General features: G+C 62.8%; 14 protein-coding genes and 1 pseudogene. 7 read left to right on the top strand and 8 right to left on the bottom strand.

The genetic code is table 11. The features are described from left to right. Positions 1–28 precede the first annotated feature (28 nt). A complete protein-coding gene (locus tag VC352_RS17515) occupies positions 29–886 on the top strand; it encodes a DMT family transporter (protein ID WP_322980805.1) in 858 nt (285 codons plus the stop codon). A 17-nt stretch (positions 887–903) separates the two neighbouring features. On the opposite strand, the gene VC352_RS17520 is transcribed toward VC352_RS17515, so the two are convergent. Next, complete coding sequence (locus tag VC352_RS17520; RefSeq protein ID WP_322980843.1) at positions 904–1,647, bottom strand: class I SAM-dependent methyltransferase; 744 nt, start codon at positions 1,645–1,647, stop codon at positions 904–906. Between the two features lie 534 nt (positions 1,648–2,181). Between VC352_RS17520 and VC352_RS17525 the strand changes: the two genes are divergently transcribed. Then, positions 2,182–3,273: an SMP-30/gluconolactonase/LRE family protein gene (locus VC352_RS17525; RefSeq protein WP_322980806.1), complete on the top strand. Its 1,092-nt coding sequence runs from the start codon at positions 2,182–2,184 to the stop codon at positions 3,271–3,273. A gap of 50 nt (positions 3,274–3,323) precedes the next feature. Here VC352_RS17525 and VC352_RS25510 read toward each other — a convergent pair whose 3' ends face one another. Further along, a complete protein-coding gene (locus VC352_RS25510; RefSeq protein WP_416340204.1) occupies positions 3,324–3,824 on the bottom strand; it encodes a methyl-accepting chemotaxis protein in 501 nt (166 codons plus the stop codon). Positions 3,825–4,196: 372 nt separating this feature from the next. Next, positions 4,197–5,351 (bottom strand): annotated as a pseudogene (locus VC352_RS25515) (FIST signal transduction protein); the annotation flags it as partial. Positions 5,352–5,544: 193 nt separating this feature from the next. On the opposite strand from VC352_RS25515, the gene VC352_RS17535 reads away from it, so the two are divergent. After that, positions 5,545–5,892, top strand: a complete 348-nt coding sequence (locus VC352_RS17535) for a cupin domain-containing protein (RefSeq protein WP_013716543.1) — start codon at positions 5,545–5,547, stop codon at positions 5,890–5,892. Positions 5,893–6,090: 198 nt separating this feature from the next. Beyond that, entirely contained in the window at positions 6,091–6,912 is an 822-nt protein-coding gene (locus tag VC352_RS17540) for an HDOD domain-containing protein (protein ID WP_322980807.1), read from the top strand. 54 nt (positions 6,913–6,966) lie between these two features. Here the strand turns inward: VC352_RS17540 and VC352_RS17545 are convergent, their stop codons facing one another. Beyond that, complete coding sequence (locus VC352_RS17545; protein ID WP_416340198.1) at positions 6,967–7,626, bottom strand: YecA family protein; 660 nt, start codon at positions 7,624–7,626, stop codon at positions 6,967–6,969. Positions 7,627–7,754: 128 nt separating this feature from the next. Between VC352_RS17545 and VC352_RS17550 the strand changes: the two genes are divergently transcribed. Further along, positions 7,755–9,767 (top strand): U32 family peptidase, encoded by a 2,013-nt coding sequence (locus tag VC352_RS17550; RefSeq protein WP_322980809.1) that lies wholly within the window; start codon positions 7,755–7,757, stop codon positions 9,765–9,767. Between the two features lie 60 nt (positions 9,768–9,827). On the opposite strand, the gene VC352_RS17555 is transcribed toward VC352_RS17550, so the two are convergent. Beyond that, positions 9,828–10,463, bottom strand: coding sequence for a methyl-accepting chemotaxis protein (locus VC352_RS17555; protein ID WP_416340199.1), 636 nt, complete (start codon positions 10,461–10,463; stop codon positions 9,828–9,830). Positions 10,464–10,484: 21 nt separating this feature from the next. Beyond that, on the bottom strand, positions 10,485–10,619 hold the full coding sequence (locus VC352_RS25520) for a hypothetical protein (protein ID WP_416340200.1): 135 nt from the start codon (positions 10,617–10,619) through the stop codon (positions 10,485–10,487). A 207-nt stretch (positions 10,620–10,826) separates the two neighbouring features. Here VC352_RS25520 and VC352_RS17560 point away from each other — a divergent pair, with 207 nt between their 5' ends. Further along, the gene (locus VC352_RS17560) at positions 10,827–11,414 is read left to right on the top strand and encodes an NAD(P)H-dependent oxidoreductase (RefSeq protein WP_322980810.1); all 588 of its coding nucleotides are present in this window, start codon (positions 10,827–10,829) and stop codon (positions 11,412–11,414) included. Between the two features lie 5 nt (positions 11,415–11,419). Here VC352_RS17560 and VC352_RS17565 read toward each other — a convergent pair whose 3' ends face one another. Further along, positions 11,420–12,226, bottom strand: coding sequence for a CAP domain-containing protein (locus VC352_RS17565; protein ID WP_322980845.1), 807 nt, complete (start codon positions 12,224–12,226; stop codon positions 11,420–11,422). A 227-nt stretch (positions 12,227–12,453) separates the two neighbouring features. Here VC352_RS17565 and VC352_RS17570 point away from each other — a divergent pair, with 227 nt between their 5' ends. Continuing rightward, positions 12,454–13,500: a GGDEF domain-containing protein gene (locus tag VC352_RS17570; protein WP_322980811.1), complete on the top strand. Its 1,047-nt coding sequence runs from the start codon at positions 12,454–12,456 to the stop codon at positions 13,498–13,500. Here VC352_RS17570 and VC352_RS17575 read toward each other — a convergent pair. Then, the gene (locus VC352_RS17575) at positions 13,491–13,991 is read right to left on the bottom strand and encodes a hypothetical protein (RefSeq protein WP_322980812.1); all 501 of its coding nucleotides are present in this window, start codon (positions 13,989–13,991) and stop codon (positions 13,491–13,493) included. The genes VC352_RS17570 and VC352_RS17575 overlap by 10 nt on opposite strands. Positions 13,992–14,291 lie beyond the last annotated feature (300 nt).

The raw sequence follows: 14,291 nt of genomic DNA on the forward strand, positions 1-14,291 counted from the left end.
CCGTCAACGGCACGCCGAGGACACACGGATGAAAGATTCAGCACGCGGCCTGTTGCTCGTCACGAGCGGCATTCTGGTACTCAGCTTCGACGGCCTGCTGGTCAGGCTGGCGCAGACCGACGGCTGGAGCATCGTGTTCTGGCGTGGCCTGCTGATGTTCCTGGCGCTGGGCGTGTTCTCGCTATCGGCGAAAAGCCGCGCCAGCGTTCGTGCACATCCCTTGCTGAGCGCCAGCTCTGCCCTGTTGCTGGCCCTGATCTCGATCTTCTTCGTTCTGGCGATCATCCACACCCAGGTCGCCAACGTGGTGATCATCCTCTGTACGGCACCGCTGTTCGCCGCCCTGTTCACCCGCTTCTTCCTCGGTGAGCACGTCGCCCTGCACACCTGGCTGGCAATTGGCGTAGCGGCATTGGGGATCATGGTGGTATTCGCTGGCGCATTCTCGGCAAGCGATCTGACCGGCAATGGCTATGCCCTGCTGTCGTCGGCGGCAGTGGGCGCCAACCTCACGCTCCTTCGCCGCCACCCGGATCTGCAGCGCATGCCCCTGATCGCCCTCGGCGGCCTGATGGCAGCGCTGATCGCCTGGCCCAACGCGCAACCCTTCGGGCTCGGAAGCTCGAGCTATTGGGTGCTGGCGCTCATGGGTCTGATCCAGATGCCCCTGGCCACGCTGCTGATCAACAACGCCACCCGCTACCTGCCGTCTGCCGAGGTTGCACTGTTCTACTTGCTGGAAAGCGTGCTGGGCACCTTATGGGTCTGGTACTTCCTGGAAGAAACGCCGACCCACGCAGCGCTCTACGGCGGCGCGCTGGTCATCGCCACGCTGGTGGCGCACGCTGGTCTGACCTTGCGTCTGCGCCCAGCCGTGCCGGCCTGAACGGGCCTCAGTAAGGCTCAGCGCTTGGTGCAGGCGAACAGCGCATTGCCCGATTGGCCATCCCAGGGCAGCAACCTCTGGTAATCGTGCTCCAGCACCTGCACCTCGAAGTACGGCGACAGCAGTTCCTGAAGTTCACTGAAGCTCACCGCCACCATCGGGTGCTCGTCGTTCCAGACTTCGGCCTGGCCGGCCTGGCTGCGCTCGATACGCAAGCGCAGCGCCTGCTGCTGGCCTTCACCGCTGTAGTGCCAGCCGGAACTGAAGCGGAACTGCCCTTCGGCATTCAGCACGCTATGGGATACGAACGAGGCGTTATCGATGCGCTGCTTGTCCACGGCGTTGAAGCAGAACACGCCACCCTCAGCCAGAGCGCTGTGCACGCTGGCAATACAGGCTTTGAGCCGTTCGGTGCTGGCGCTGTAGTGAATGGAGTAGAGAAAGCAGGTGATCAGATCCAGCGGCTGATCGACCTCAAACGCACACATGTCCTGGCAAGCGAACAGCGCATCCGGGCAACGCAAAGCGGCGCGGTCGAGCATCGGCTGGTTGATGTCCAGGCCACCGCTGGTGTAGCCGGCATCGAGGAAATGGCGCACATGCGGACCAGTGCCGCAGGCCAGATCGAGGTGGCGCCGGCCGCCATTGCCGAATAGTTGCTGCAGGCGCTGCACGCAGCGGCTCTGCGCCTGATAGTCGATATCCGCGCACATCAGGTCGTAATAACCGGACAGGTCGGTGTAGAGGGCGTTGCCGGACATGCTGACCTGCGCGAAGCGAAGCGGTGAATAGGGGGCGCGCATCATATCCCAAGCCTGCGCCACGCTGTATGCGCCGTGCATCGGCGCTAGCGGTGCCTCTCGCCAGACGAGGCCCCCACGTATGCAACAGCTGTTTGAAGCCAGACCAGCATCGCCGACCAGGCAGTCTGCTGCCACTTAACACCGCCATAAAGGGCGCGCGCTGGCAATCTGAGCCGTGGCAAGAGCCAGGTCGAGCTGGATCTGGAGTTGTCAGGTGGTCGAGGACTTCCAGGATGGTGCGCGCCGCGTGATCTCGGCGGCGGAGAGTTTCGTCACCACGGTCTGAGACGGATATCGTCTGACTTCGCGGGTATTTATCATACAACATCAGAACACACCCAACTTCCCACAACCTTATTCTTGAACCCTTAACGGCTATACATAAGGCGTCTTGAGTCGACGGTTGGATGCCAGCATTCCAAAGTCATCATACATCGTATAAGTTTCGATGGTCGCCTTCGCGACTGACAAGAACAACAAGGAACTCCCACGATGAACGAAGAGCACCAACCAAGCGGCTCGCGTCGCCAATTTCTCAAGCAAACCCTCACTTACTCGGTCGCCGCTGCCAGCGCGGGCTCGCTTCTGCCACACCTGGCCCAGGCCGGTGAACCGCTGAACCTGCGCTACCCCGATCCGTCGGTGGAAATCCTCGACGACAGCTTCCTGGAACTGCGTCTGTTCAACGCCAGCGTCGAGAAAGTCGCAACTGGCCTGCGCTGGGCTGAGGGGCCTGTATGGGTAGGCGACGGTCGTTACCTGCTGATCAGCGACATCCCCAACAATCGCATCATGCGCTGGGACGAGATCAGCCAGTCGCTCGGCGTCTATCGTGAGGCATCGAACTACTCCAACGGTCTGACCCGCGACAACCAAGGCCGTCTGATTGCCTGTGAAGGTTCGACCACACAGGAGCTGGGCCGCCGTATCACCCGTACCGAGCCCGATGGCCGCATCACCGTGCTAGCCGACAACTATGAAGGCAAGCGTTTCAACTCGCCGAACGACATCGTGGTCAAGCGTGATGGCTCGGTGTGGTTCAGCGATCCACCTTTCCAGGCCGGCAACGAGTATGAAGGGCACAAGGTGCAGATCGAGCTGCCGCACGGCGTGTACCGCATCGATGGGCAGACGCTGAAGGTCACCCGAGTGATCGACGATCTGGCCGGGCCTAACGGCCTGTGCTTCTCACCGGACGAAAAGACCCTTTACGTGGTCGAGGGCCGCGCCAAACCCAACCGCCTGGTCTGGGCCTATGCGGTGAACGCCGACGGCTCACTGGGCGAGCGACGCAAACATATCGACGGCGGCGCCACCGGGGCACTGGATGGCATCAAGTGCGACGAGTCTGGCAACCTCTGGTGCGGTTGGGGCAGCAACGGCTCGCCACAAGGCAAACCCGCAGAGTTGGACGGCGTACGTGTGTTCAACACGCAAGGCAAGGCTATCGGCCACATCTACCTACCCGAGCGCTGCGCCAACCTTTGCTTCGGCGGCGCTCAGGGCAACCGCCTGTTCATGGCCAGCAGCCACTCGATCTATTCGCTTTACGTGAACACCCGCGGCGCCACGTTCGTCCGTTGAGCCTAAGCCTGCACCGCCGATGGGCGGTGCAGGCCGCACAACGGGGTGGTTCAACCGACATTCCCGGTCAACCCCGTCAGGGTATCGGCCAGTTCACGGGTGCGCTGCGAGGTCTCCTCGGTCAGTTCGGCCGAATCACGCAGCGAATCGATCATCCCGCCCAGCGCCGAAACCTCGCTGACCTGCTGCTGGATATGCCCGGAGACGGCGCTGATGGCCTGGGACAGCTGATCGACGTCGGTACCGATCTCGGCCGCATTCTTGTGGGTGATCTGCGCCAGGTTGCGTACCTCGTCGGCCACCACGGCGAAGCCCCGCCCCATCTCCCCGGCCCGCGCCGCCTCGATGGCGGCATTGAGCGCCAGCAGATTGGTCTGCCCGGCGATCTGCTGGATGACCTGCACGATGGACTGGATACGCAAGCTGGAGCGCGCCAGCTCGTCGGCACTGCGCACCACGGAAGCACCCTGCTCGCTCAGGCTGCGCACCACACCCTCGGCCTGCTCGGTCACCTCACCCTGACGGGCGATGTTGTCGGTCAGGGCATCCATGCTCTGGTGCAACTCATGGGCATGCAGGTGCAACTGTTCGCCAATCTCACGTTGCCGTGCCTCGGCCGCCTGCAACACCTGACCAAGATCGGCCAGCCCCTCGAACACCGGGCGGATGTGCTCGTCGAGCCCGGCACTGTCGACGCAACTGCCATAGTCATGGCGCTTGAAGGCGTCGATCTGGCTCACCACCACCTGGCTGAGCCCGGCCAGCTTCTTGATTTGCCGACGCAGGAAGAACGCCTTGAATTCACCGTAGTGAATGGGGAAGCGGTCGATGTAATCGTCACTGAATGCAGTGCCCGGCGGCACCTGGAAGAAGAAGATCGCCGTCAGCGTCTGATTGAGGTTCAGGCCGAGAATCTCGCCGAAGGTAGAGAAACCGATGACCGGCACCCGGCCAAACACCGAGCCCATCTTCCCCAGTTCCGCCGCGTTGTTCAGCCGGCGCAGGATGCAGTCGTTGAGCAGGCCGAGCAGTGGCGTGCCGCCCTTGCCCTGCAAGAAACGCTCGAAATCACGCCGCGTGCCCTCGACCAATGGCGTGCGCCTGACCAGCACCAATTCCTCGCCTGGCGCCACGTCACAGAACAGGTGGACGATTTCCTGCTGCAGGTCGATGCGGGCGATGGAGCGCACGAACAGCTCGCTGCCGACGCGAATGGCGAAGGAATAATTGGCCAGCTTGCTTTCCAACTGCTGCGGCGAGCACTGCAACTCGGCGCACAAAGCCGCGACCATGCTGAGGATGTTGCCGCGCGCGTCGATCACCTGACGGATGCTGCGCTCCTCGAGCGAAGCGGTGAGCACGCTGAGGCTGATCGAAGTCGGCTCGAAGTTCTGGCTCTTGAACACGCCGAAGCGGACACCGGGCGCGCTCTTGAGAAAGACCACCAGGGCATGGTTCTCGTAACGGCGCTGGCCGTCATGCAGGAAGGTCTGGCGGAAGTCGCCCTTGCCACCAGCCGAACCACCGACGAACAGGCAGGGAAAACGCCCGGACTCGTACAGCGCCTCCATGAAGAACGATTCGGATGCCGACAAACCGTCGAACAGCACATACGCGAGGGTGTCGCGGGCATCGATGGGCGTCTTCACCTGCAACGCCTGCAGTGATCGAGTCAGCTTGGCGATGCGCTCACGCAACGACATGCGCGTGCCACCGGCGCGAATGTCCTGGCTCTCCAGCGGCACGCTGACCAGCTCTGCGCTGAGCAGTACCCGGCTATCGAACAGCGCCAGCACCAGCCGATCCCACTGCCCGCTGGCGTCGCAGTAGAGTTGCCCTTCGCTGCCGCACAGCTCGCCGGCGCTGCTGCTCAGGCTCAGCGTGACACCAGGAAAGCGCTCCTGAATTTGCCGGGCGATGCGTTCGATATCCAGGTGCGGTGAAACGTAGCCGGTAATGAAGCTGGGGCGCATACGCACCGCCGCCAACTGGCTGGCCAGCTCGCTACCACGGCAACTGATCTGCGCGGTTGCCCCCTGCAGCGACTGGGTGAAGCGTTCACGACGAAAAAACCCCATAAGCGCCTCTCTACCCGAACGGTTCTCTATTTGAAGAGTAGATGCAAAAGCGCTGCGCTTCTCTCGTCCTTTGGGCGTAAAGATGTCGCAGGCAACAGCGCAAACGACTAGCCCGATGTCGACACCAGACAAACTCGCCACGCGCACGCGGCCTATGGTGAAGGCCCTTTTTTATTCGCACCGGGAGCCAGACATGGCCAACAAACCGATCACCGTTCTGCGCGACACCCAGCCGATGCCCGTCGTCGATGCCTGCAAATGGGAACGCATCGAAGGTGACCCGCACACCGTCAACCTCAACGCCTACACCTCCGATGACGGCAGCAAGATCATGGGCACCTGGATCTGCACGCCCGGCAAGTGGCGCGTCGAATACGTGAAGTGGGAGTACTGCCACTTTCAGGAAGGCTACTGCATCATCACCCCGGACGGCATGGAGCCTATCCACCTCAAGGCCGGCGACATCTTCGTGGTCGAGCCCGGCATGAAAGGCACCTGGGAAGTCGTGGAGACGGTGCGCAAGTACTTCGTTTTCGCCTGATTCCAGAGCAGACGCTGAGGCCATTGCCGCGGCGTCGATTTCAGGAGCGGCAATAATCCAGCGTCAGATTCACAACGCTGCACCCTCGTTCCAATCGGCAAAAAATCCCGCCCTAGACACCTTTCGACGCTGACGCGCGTGTATGGTCTGGCTATGCTCAAGCCATTCGCTCACCGAGCGCCTCTAACGGAGTCAGCCATGGATATCGAAAGCCTGTTTGCCGAACTGCACAGCCTGCCCAGCATCCCCAAGGTAGCGCAGGAACTGATCCAGCAATTCGACAACCCCACTTCCAGCCTGGAAAGCGTGGCACGCAATATCGAGCGCGACCCGGTAATCGCTGCCAAGGTTCTGCGCCTGGCCAACTCGGCACGCTTTCGCGGGGCGCGCGAGGCCACCAGCGTCGAGGACGCCGCCATGCGCCTGGGCTTCAACACCCTGCGCACGCTGGTGATGGCCTCGGCCGTGACGGGCGCCTTCAAGGTGGACACCGGCTTCGATCTCAAGAGCTTCTGGATCCATAGCTTCCGCGTGGCCAGCATCGCCCGCACCCTGGCCAAGCAGCTCAAGCTGGATGCCGACGCGGCCTTCACCTGCGGCATGATGCACAACATCGGCGAGTTGCTGATTCAGGCCGGCGCGCCGGATTTTGCTCGCAAGCTCAACCGTCAGCCGCAACGCGAAGCCGCTGCCCATGCCGCCGAGGAAACCCTGCAACTGGGCTTCGGCTACCCCGAGGTCGGCGCCGAGCTGGCACGGCGCTGGCAGTTGCCGGTGCTGATCCAGAACGCCATCGCCTTCCAGGCGCGCCCGAATGCAGCGCCGGACGACGGTCGCTATGCCCGTCTGGTCGCGCAGTCCATTCTGGTTGGCGAGACCGTGGAGCTCGACGGCGTCAGCGAGCAGGCGCAGCAAAGCCTGGACAGCCCGCTGTTCGAGGAAATCGACCTGCCCGCGCTGTTCGCCGCCCTGCCCGCCGTGCTGGAAGCGGACAAGGCCTTCGCCGAACTGCTGGGCTAAGCAACGCGCCCCCAGGCGCCCGTCAAGGCGGGCGCGCTACTCACGCTGGTTACATCAGCGCATGCAACACTGCTTGTGCTTCTTGCCGCTACCACAGGGGCAAGGATCGTTACGCCCCACCTTGGCTTCCTCACGACGCACCGGCACCAACGGATCGAGGTGCTCCTGCCAGTAGGCATACAGCTCGACCGCAGCGGGCTCGACCAAGGCTACGCTGGCGTCGTACTCGGCATCCGACATGGCATTGAGCGTCTCCTGGCCCTCTTCGCTGCCGTGCAGGACGATGCTCTGCAAAGCCGCCGCCACTGCCTCCGGCAGCTCGGCGTCGATCCAGCCGGCCACTTCCGCACCGCGCAGGTAACCCGCGCACCATTGCGAAACGATCAGTTTCTCGCCCTTGCCGTTAGCATCGGCCAGGAAGATCGCCTCGTAGTCATCCGGCTCCTCGGCGAGCATGTAGGCCGCCTCGCTCATCAGCTCGACGGCCAGCTTCATGAAGCGCTCGCCATCCTTGTCGCTCGGCCATTGCGGCGGCTGGTTGGCCCAGATCGCCGAATACCACACAGCCGGCGCTACCTGGCGTGGCGCCGAGACGATGGCAGCAAAGAAGCCGTCCAGCTCGCTGGCCGACAGGATCGAGTCGTCGTTGCCGTATTTGAGCAGCCACTGATCGAGCTTCTCCAGTCCTCGGTTATCCATCGCAAACGTCCCCATGAAAAAGGCCGCTACTGTACAGCCATCGGGCCGAGTTGCCAGCGCCGTCCGGCATCTGGCGAGTGCCCTCGCCGCCTCTGCCCGCTACAATGCGCGCCTTGCCCGTGCCGCCTGATAAAGAAAAAACCATGTCCCTGCCCAAACACCACCTGGAACTGCTCAGCCCTGCGCGTGATGTCGAGATCGCTCGCGAGGCCATCCTCCACGGCGCCGACGCCATCTACATCGGCGGCCCGAGCTTCGGCGCACGGCACAACGCCTGCAACGAGGTGAGCGAGATCGCCAAGCTGGTGGAGTTCGCCCGGCGCTACCATGCGCGGGTATTCACCACGCTCAACACCATCTTCCACGATGATGAACTGGAGCAGGTTCGTACGCTGATCCACCAGCTCTACGATGCGGGTGTGGATGCACTGATCGTGCAGGACATGGGGGTGATGGAGCTGGACATTCCGCCGATCGAGCTGCATGCCAGTACCCAAACCGATATTCGCACCCTGGCACGCGCCCAGTTTCTCGACCAGGCCGGTTTCTCCCAACTGGTACTGGCGCGAGAGCTGAACCTGCAGGAAATCCGCCAGATTGCCGATGCCACCGATGCCGCCATCGAGTTCTTCATCCACGGCGCGCTGTGCGTGGCCTTCTCCGGTCAGTGCAACATCTCCCATGCGCAGACCGGGCGCAGCGCCAACCGTGGCGACTGCTCGCAGGCCTGCCGCCTGCCCTACACCCTCAAGGATGAAAAAGGCGGCGTGATCGCCTACGAAAAACACCTGCTGTCGATGAAGGACAACAACCAGAGCGCCAACCTGCGTGCCCTGGTCGAGGCCGGCGTGCGTTCGTTCAAGATCGAGGGCCGCTACAAGGATGTGGCCTACGTGAAGAACATCACCGCCCACTACCGCCGCGAACTCGACGCCATCCTCGAAGATCGCCCGGATCTCGCCCGCGCTTCCAGCGGCCGCACCGCGCACTTCTTCGTGCCCGATCCGGACAAGACCTTCCACCGTGGCAGCACCGACTATTTCGTCACCGAGCGCAAGGTGGACATCGGCGCCTTCGACTCGCCCACCTTCACTGGCCTGCTGGTCGGCAACGTGGAGAAGGTGAACAAGCGCGACCTGATCGCCGTCACCCATGAGCCGCTGTCCAACGGCGACGGCCTCAATGTGCTGGTCAAGCGTGAAGTGGTGGGCTTTCGCGCCAACATCTGCGAACTCAAGGCTGAGTTCGAGGAAGACGGCGAGAAGCGCTACCGCTACCGCGTCGAGCCCAACGAGATGCCCGAAGGCCTGTTCCGTCTGCGCCCGAATCACCCGCTGTCGCGCAACCTTGACCACAACTGGCAGCAAGCCCTGCAACGCACCAGCGCCGAACGCCGCATCGGCGTGAGCTGGAAGGCCGTGCTGCGTGAAGACGCCCTCACGCTCACCGCTACCAGTGAGGAAGGCATCAGCGTCGAGGTTGCCCTGCCCGGCCCGTTCGGCATTGCCAACAAGCCGGAACAGGCGCTCGACGGCCTGCGTGACCTGCTCACCCAGCTAGGTACCACCATCTACCACGCCCAGGGCGTCAGCCTCGATGCGCCGCAGGCGTTCTTCGTGCCCAACTCGCAGCTCAAGGCGCTGCGCCGCGACGCCATCGAGGCGCTGACCGAAGCGCGCGTCGCCGCCCACCCGCGCGGTAGCCGCAAGGCCGAGAGCGATCCGGCGCCGGTGTACCCGGAAGCGCACCTGTCGTTCCTCTACAACGTCTACAACCAGAAGGCCCGCGACTTCTATCACCGTCACGGCGTGCAATTGATCGACGCGGCCTACGAGGCGCATGAAGAAGAAGGCGAAGTGCCGGTGATGATCACCAAGCACTGCCTGCGTTTTTCCTTCAACCTGTGCCCGAAGCAGGCCAAGGGCGTGACCGGCGTGAAGACCAAGGTCGCACCGATGCAGTTGGTGCACGGCGATGAAGTGCTGACCCTGAAGTTCGACTGCAAGCCGTGCGAGATGCACGTAGTGGGCAAAATGAAGGGGCACATCCTCGATCTGCCGCAACCGGGCAGCGCCGCCACTCAGGTGGTCGGCCACATCTCGCCGGATGATCTGCTCAAGACCATTCGCAACCGGCCAACCGGCTACAGCCACTGATCGAAAGCGGCGGCTGTCGCCCTCGACGCGCCGCAACGCGCCGGGCAGTCGCTGGCCCGGCTACTGCAGGTGGCGGGAGAAGCGCTCCACAGCGCCCAGCACCTGCTTGGCACCCTGGCGAATTTCGACGATGACGTCGCCCGCCTGCCTGGCCAGATCCAGACCAGCCTCGGCCTGAACACGGCTGCTGGCCATGTTGTTCACGGCAGCGTCGACCAGCTTCTGGTTATCCTGCACGACCTCGACGATCTCCTCGGTCGCCTTGCTGGTTCGGCTGGCCAGTTGCCGCACCTCGTCGGCGACGACCGCGAAACCCCGCCCCTGATCGCCCGCGCGCGCCGCCTCGATTGCAGCGTTGAGCGCCAGCAGGTTGGTCTGCTGCGCAATGCCGCCAATGGTCTGCACCATGGTGCTGATCAGAATCGATTGCTTGCCCAGCGCTTCGATGCCTTCGGAGGCCGAGGTCATTTCTGCAGCGATGCGCTGCATGGTCTGCACCGTTTCCGTGACCACCTGAGCACCACGCTGGGCGGTGGTATCGGTCTGCTGGGAAATGCCGAAGGCGGTATCAGCGGCGTCGTTGACCTCATCCTCACGATTGACCTGCTCGGTGATCACGGTGGCGAACTTGACCACCTTGTACAGACGGTTCTGCGTGTCGTGCACCGGGTTGTAGGTGGCCTCGAGCCAGACCACACGGCCATGGCTATCCAGACGCTAGAAACGACCGGCGACGAACTCGCCGCGATTGAGGCGCTCCCAGAAACGGGCATATTCGGCCGAGGCGGTCTCGTGCGGGTCGCAGAACATGCGGTGATGCTGCCCCTTGATACGCTCCAGGCTGTAGCCCATGGCGCCGAGAATCAGCCCGCTCGGGCCGGGCGTGAGCGTAGACGAGAAAGGCGTACATGGTGACTCCGCAGAAGGTGGAATACCTCACCTTAACGCGGAATCAACACAGGATTTAATGACTTTCAGTCAACAATCATTTGAGCGTCACGGGGTATTTCACACGCGCAGGCCCGGCTAACCTGCCGCCACATTTTCTGGAGACTCCCGATGAAAAAGATCCTCCTGCTCAACGGCGGCAAAGCGTTCGCCCACTCCAACGGCCAGTACAACGCCACCCTGCATGAGGCAGCCGTGGCCTTCCTCGACCGCGCCGGCTTCGACATCAAGACCACCTTCATCGACGACGGCTACGACGTGGAAGAAGAAGTGCAGAAATTTCTCTGGGCCGACGTGGTGATCTATCAGATGCCGGGCTGGTGGATGGGCGCACCGTGGACGGTGAAGCAGTACCTCGACGAGGTCTTCACCGCCGGCCACGGCAGCCTCTACGCCAACGATGGCCGCACCCGCTCTGATGCCTCGCAGAAATACGGCAGCGGCGGGCTGATCCAGGGCAAGCAGTACATGCTCTCGCTGACCTGGAACGCACCGGTACAGGCCTTCGACGATCCCTCGGACTTTTTCGAGGGCAAGGGCGTTGATGCCGTGTACTTCCCCTTCCACAAGGCCAACCAGTTCCTCGGCATAAGCGCCCTGCCCACCTTCATCTGCAACGACGTGATGAAGGTGCCAAACATCGAGCGCGACGTGGCGCGCTACGAGCAGCACCTGGCCGAGGTATTCGGCACCCGCTGAGTCGCTCAGCGCCCGCCGAACAGCGCCGTCCAGTAGATTCCGGCATCGCTCTTCGGATCGCTGCCGTAGGCCGCGCCCAGCTCACTGAACTGGGGGTTCATCAGATTGGCGCAGTGATCCGGGCTGGCCAGCCAAGCCTCCACCACGCGCTCCGAGGAATCCTGAGCGGCGGCGATGTTCTCGCCAACGCGACCGCCTTCGTAACCGGCCAGCTCGGCCCGGTCACCGGGGGTGCGGCCATCACGATCGAGGTGCGAGAAGAAGTTGCCATTGGCCATGGCCCGGCTATGGCCCTGCGCCGCGGTAGCCAGACTTTCATTCCAGGCCAGGGCCGATGTGGCAGCAAAGGAGCGCTCGCCACATTGACGGGGTTGGGTGCGGGCCGCGTTGATGCGCTCGAGCAACTTCTGCCCTTCCGCCTTCTCATCGCCCAGCTTGGCGCTCAGGAGCGGCCGCGCCAGGACGATGCGCCAGTCGCGATCCTCCCGGCTGATGCCGATATCGACGAACTGCGGATCGAGCAGAATCTGACAGAAGCTCTCGCTCAAAGCCTGCATTGCCGAGGCCGCATCACGCGGGCCGGATAGCGTGATCGCCTGCACCGTGACCATGGGGTAACCGGCGCGGGTCAGCTCCTGCTGCAGATCACCTTTGCCAGCTACCGGCAGCTCCAGACGCCCATCGGCCGCGAGCGGCGGCAGAGGTTCAAACGCCTTGCCGGCACAGCGCTGCACCTCGCCGCGATAGCCATTGATTGCATTGACCAGTTGCGGCTCCTGCGCGGCCTGCACCCAGGGCGCAATCAGCAGCATCAACGCCAGCCACAGGCAGTATCGCCGGGTACTCATCTTCACCGTTTCTGTCATACCATCTCTCCAACGGACGTCGTGATTCTGACGCAATATCGGGCGTCGCAGCATAGCTGGCACGTGCAGGTTCTGCCGAGCCTCGGCGATCGCTGTTGCAAAAGCCATCGGCAGGCTTCGTGCAGGGCTAACACCCTACCGGCTATCGTCTTCCCGCTGACATGGAACAATCAATGACCGGCCCGCTCGCCTCCAACGAACGACACCGCCGCCAGGTACTCAAGGCGCTGCTGTGGGTCACGCTGGTCGGCGGCCTGTTCTTCTCGGTCGTCAACCTGCTGCACGACAACTGGCCACTGGCGCTGCTGGAACTTTGCTATGCCGGGGTATCGGCCTACCTGCTCAGGCTGATCGACCATACCCGCCATCTGCAGCTATTGACCGCCGTCTACCTGGTGCCGTTCTTCAGCATCATGATCCTGGCCGTGTCGCAGGCGCAGACCACCTTTGCCGTGTTCGCCTGGGTACAGACCATTCCGATCATCTGCTACATGCTGCTTGGCCTGCGCCTGGGCATGATCAGTTCGGTACTGTTCGTCGGTATCGGCCTGTGGGTATTCAGCCGCCGCTTCTGGTCGGAGGGTTGGCTGCCAAACCTCGAGATCGTCACCAATCTGGGCCTGGCCAGCCTGCTGATCATGCTGTTCGCGCATATCTATGAATACAGCCGCCTGCTCAATGAAAAGCGCCTGACCGAACTGGCCTCCACCGACACGCTGACCGGGCTGGCCAACCGGATGAAACTGGCGGAAGTCTTCGAGCGTGAGCGCGCTCATGCCCAACGCAACGGCACGCCGCTGGCGCTGGTGTTTCTCGATATCGATCATTTCAAGCAGATCAACGATCGCTTTGGCCATGAGGTCGGTGATCGGGCGCTGGAACATTTCGCCGAGAGCCTGTCGCAACGCCTGCGTGTCAGCGACCTGCTGTGCCGCCTCGGTGGTGAGGAGTTCGCCGTGCTGTTGCCAGGCAGCAATGCCCGTCAGGCTCAGGATATCGCCGAGGACCTGCGCGCGCGGCTGGTGCAAAACCCGATGCCGCTGGCCGATGCGACACTGCCAATGACCCTGAGCGCAGGCATCGCCGAACTCGGTAGCGATGGCCAGACACTCGACGACCTGCTGCTGGCAGCGGATCGACGCACCTATGCGGCCAAACGCGCGGGACGCAACCAGGTGATCGCCTGGGACGAGGCGCCGCAAGCTGCGCCTCAGGCGTAGACGCTGATACCGCCCTTGGCCTGTAGCCACTGCTGGTAGGTCTTCAGCGAGTCGGTCTTCTGTTCGCCATTGCTGCCGCTGAAACCGATGCTGTCGCTCAGCCCTGAGTCCGCCAGCTTCTGTACCTGAACGAGCAGCTTTGCCGCTTCGTCACGATCGAGGCTGGACACGTCCGGCAACTGGATACCCGCACTGCTACTGTTCTGCTGACCGCTGGCACTGAGCAGACTGCTTGTCGTCGACTGCGCACTGGTGCCACTGAGCGCACGCATCAGCCCACCCTTGTTGCGAGCGACTACCTCCTGCGCATAGCGACGCAGACTCTCGAGCGCGTCATCGCTGCTCTGGGAAGTCGGGCTACCTGTACTGGTCGCTGCGCCAGAGGTCGTAGCGGTGGTTGCACTGCTGGAAGAGTTGGTGGAGGCACTGTTGCTCAGCAGGTTGCTGTAATAGCTGAGCATGGCCGCCGAGCTGCTGTTGATGCTGCTCATGAACGCTGTCCGAGAAATGGGTTTCTCAGTACTTAGCAGAAAGTGGGCCAGGTATTACACCCTCATTTCTCGCGGCTTTCAGGCCTTGGCGGCGGCAGCCATTGGCCCATGGCGGCAAGCGTTTGCCGATATTCAGCCGTGTCGAGCTTGCCTCGTACCATCCTGGCGACGTCGGCAAGTACCTACGCCTGATTATCTGTGCCGCTGCAACATTGCCATGCCGATCCCCGCAAGATCTCGGCGTCGACGGAGCCAGACGGCTCGAACACCGACGCCGGAGCAGACTTGTCCCCTGAGTCT

Origin of the sequence: Pseudomonas sp. C11, assembly GCF_034683865.1 — a bacterium.
Classification (GTDB): Bacteria; Pseudomonadota; Gammaproteobacteria; order Pseudomonadales; family Pseudomonadaceae; genus Aquipseudomonas.

Bases quoted from the DNA above. Each gene is read 5' to 3' on its own strand.
- VC352_RS17525 (WP_322980806.1), top strand. From the start codon at position 2,182: ATGAACGAAGAGCACCAACCAAGCGGCTCGCGTCGCCAATTTCTCAAG.
- VC352_RS17560 (WP_322980810.1), top strand. From the start codon at position 10,827: ATGAAAAAGATCCTCCTGCTCAACGGCGGCAAAGCGTTCGCCCACTCC.
- VC352_RS25520 (WP_416340200.1), bottom strand. From the start codon at position 10,619: ATGGGCTACAGCCTGGAGCGTATCAAGGGGCAGCATCACCGCATGTTC.
- VC352_RS17540 (WP_322980807.1), top strand. From the start codon at position 6,091: ATGGATATCGAAAGCCTGTTTGCCGAACTGCACAGCCTGCCCAGCATC.
- VC352_RS25510 (WP_416340204.1), bottom strand. From the start codon at position 3,824: ATGGATGCCCTGACCGACAACATCGCCCGTCAGGGTGAGGTGACCGAG.
- VC352_RS17565 (WP_322980845.1), bottom strand. From the start codon at position 12,226: ATGCTGCTGATTGCGCCCTGGGTGCAGGCCGCGCAGGAGCCGCAACTG.
- VC352_RS17550 (WP_322980809.1), top strand. From the start codon at position 7,755: ATGTCCCTGCCCAAACACCACCTGGAACTGCTCAGCCCTGCGCGTGAT.
- VC352_RS17545 (WP_416340198.1), bottom strand. From the start codon at position 7,626: ATGGGGACGTTTGCGATGGATAACCGAGGACTGGAGAAGCTCGATCAG.
- VC352_RS17515 (WP_322980805.1), top strand. From the start codon at position 29: ATGAAAGATTCAGCACGCGGCCTGTTGCTCGTCACGAGCGGCATTCTG.
- VC352_RS17520 (WP_322980843.1), bottom strand. From the start codon at position 1,647: ATGTCCGGCAACGCCCTCTACACCGACCTGTCCGGTTATTACGACCTG.
- VC352_RS17570 (WP_322980811.1), top strand. From the start codon at position 12,454: ATGACCGGCCCGCTCGCCTCCAACGAACGACACCGCCGCCAGGTACTC.
- VC352_RS17535 (WP_013716543.1), top strand. From the start codon at position 5,545: ATGGCCAACAAACCGATCACCGTTCTGCGCGACACCCAGCCGATGCCC.
- VC352_RS17575 (WP_322980812.1), bottom strand. From the start codon at position 13,991: ATGAGCAGCATCAACAGCAGCTCGGCGGCCATGCTCAGCTATTACAGC.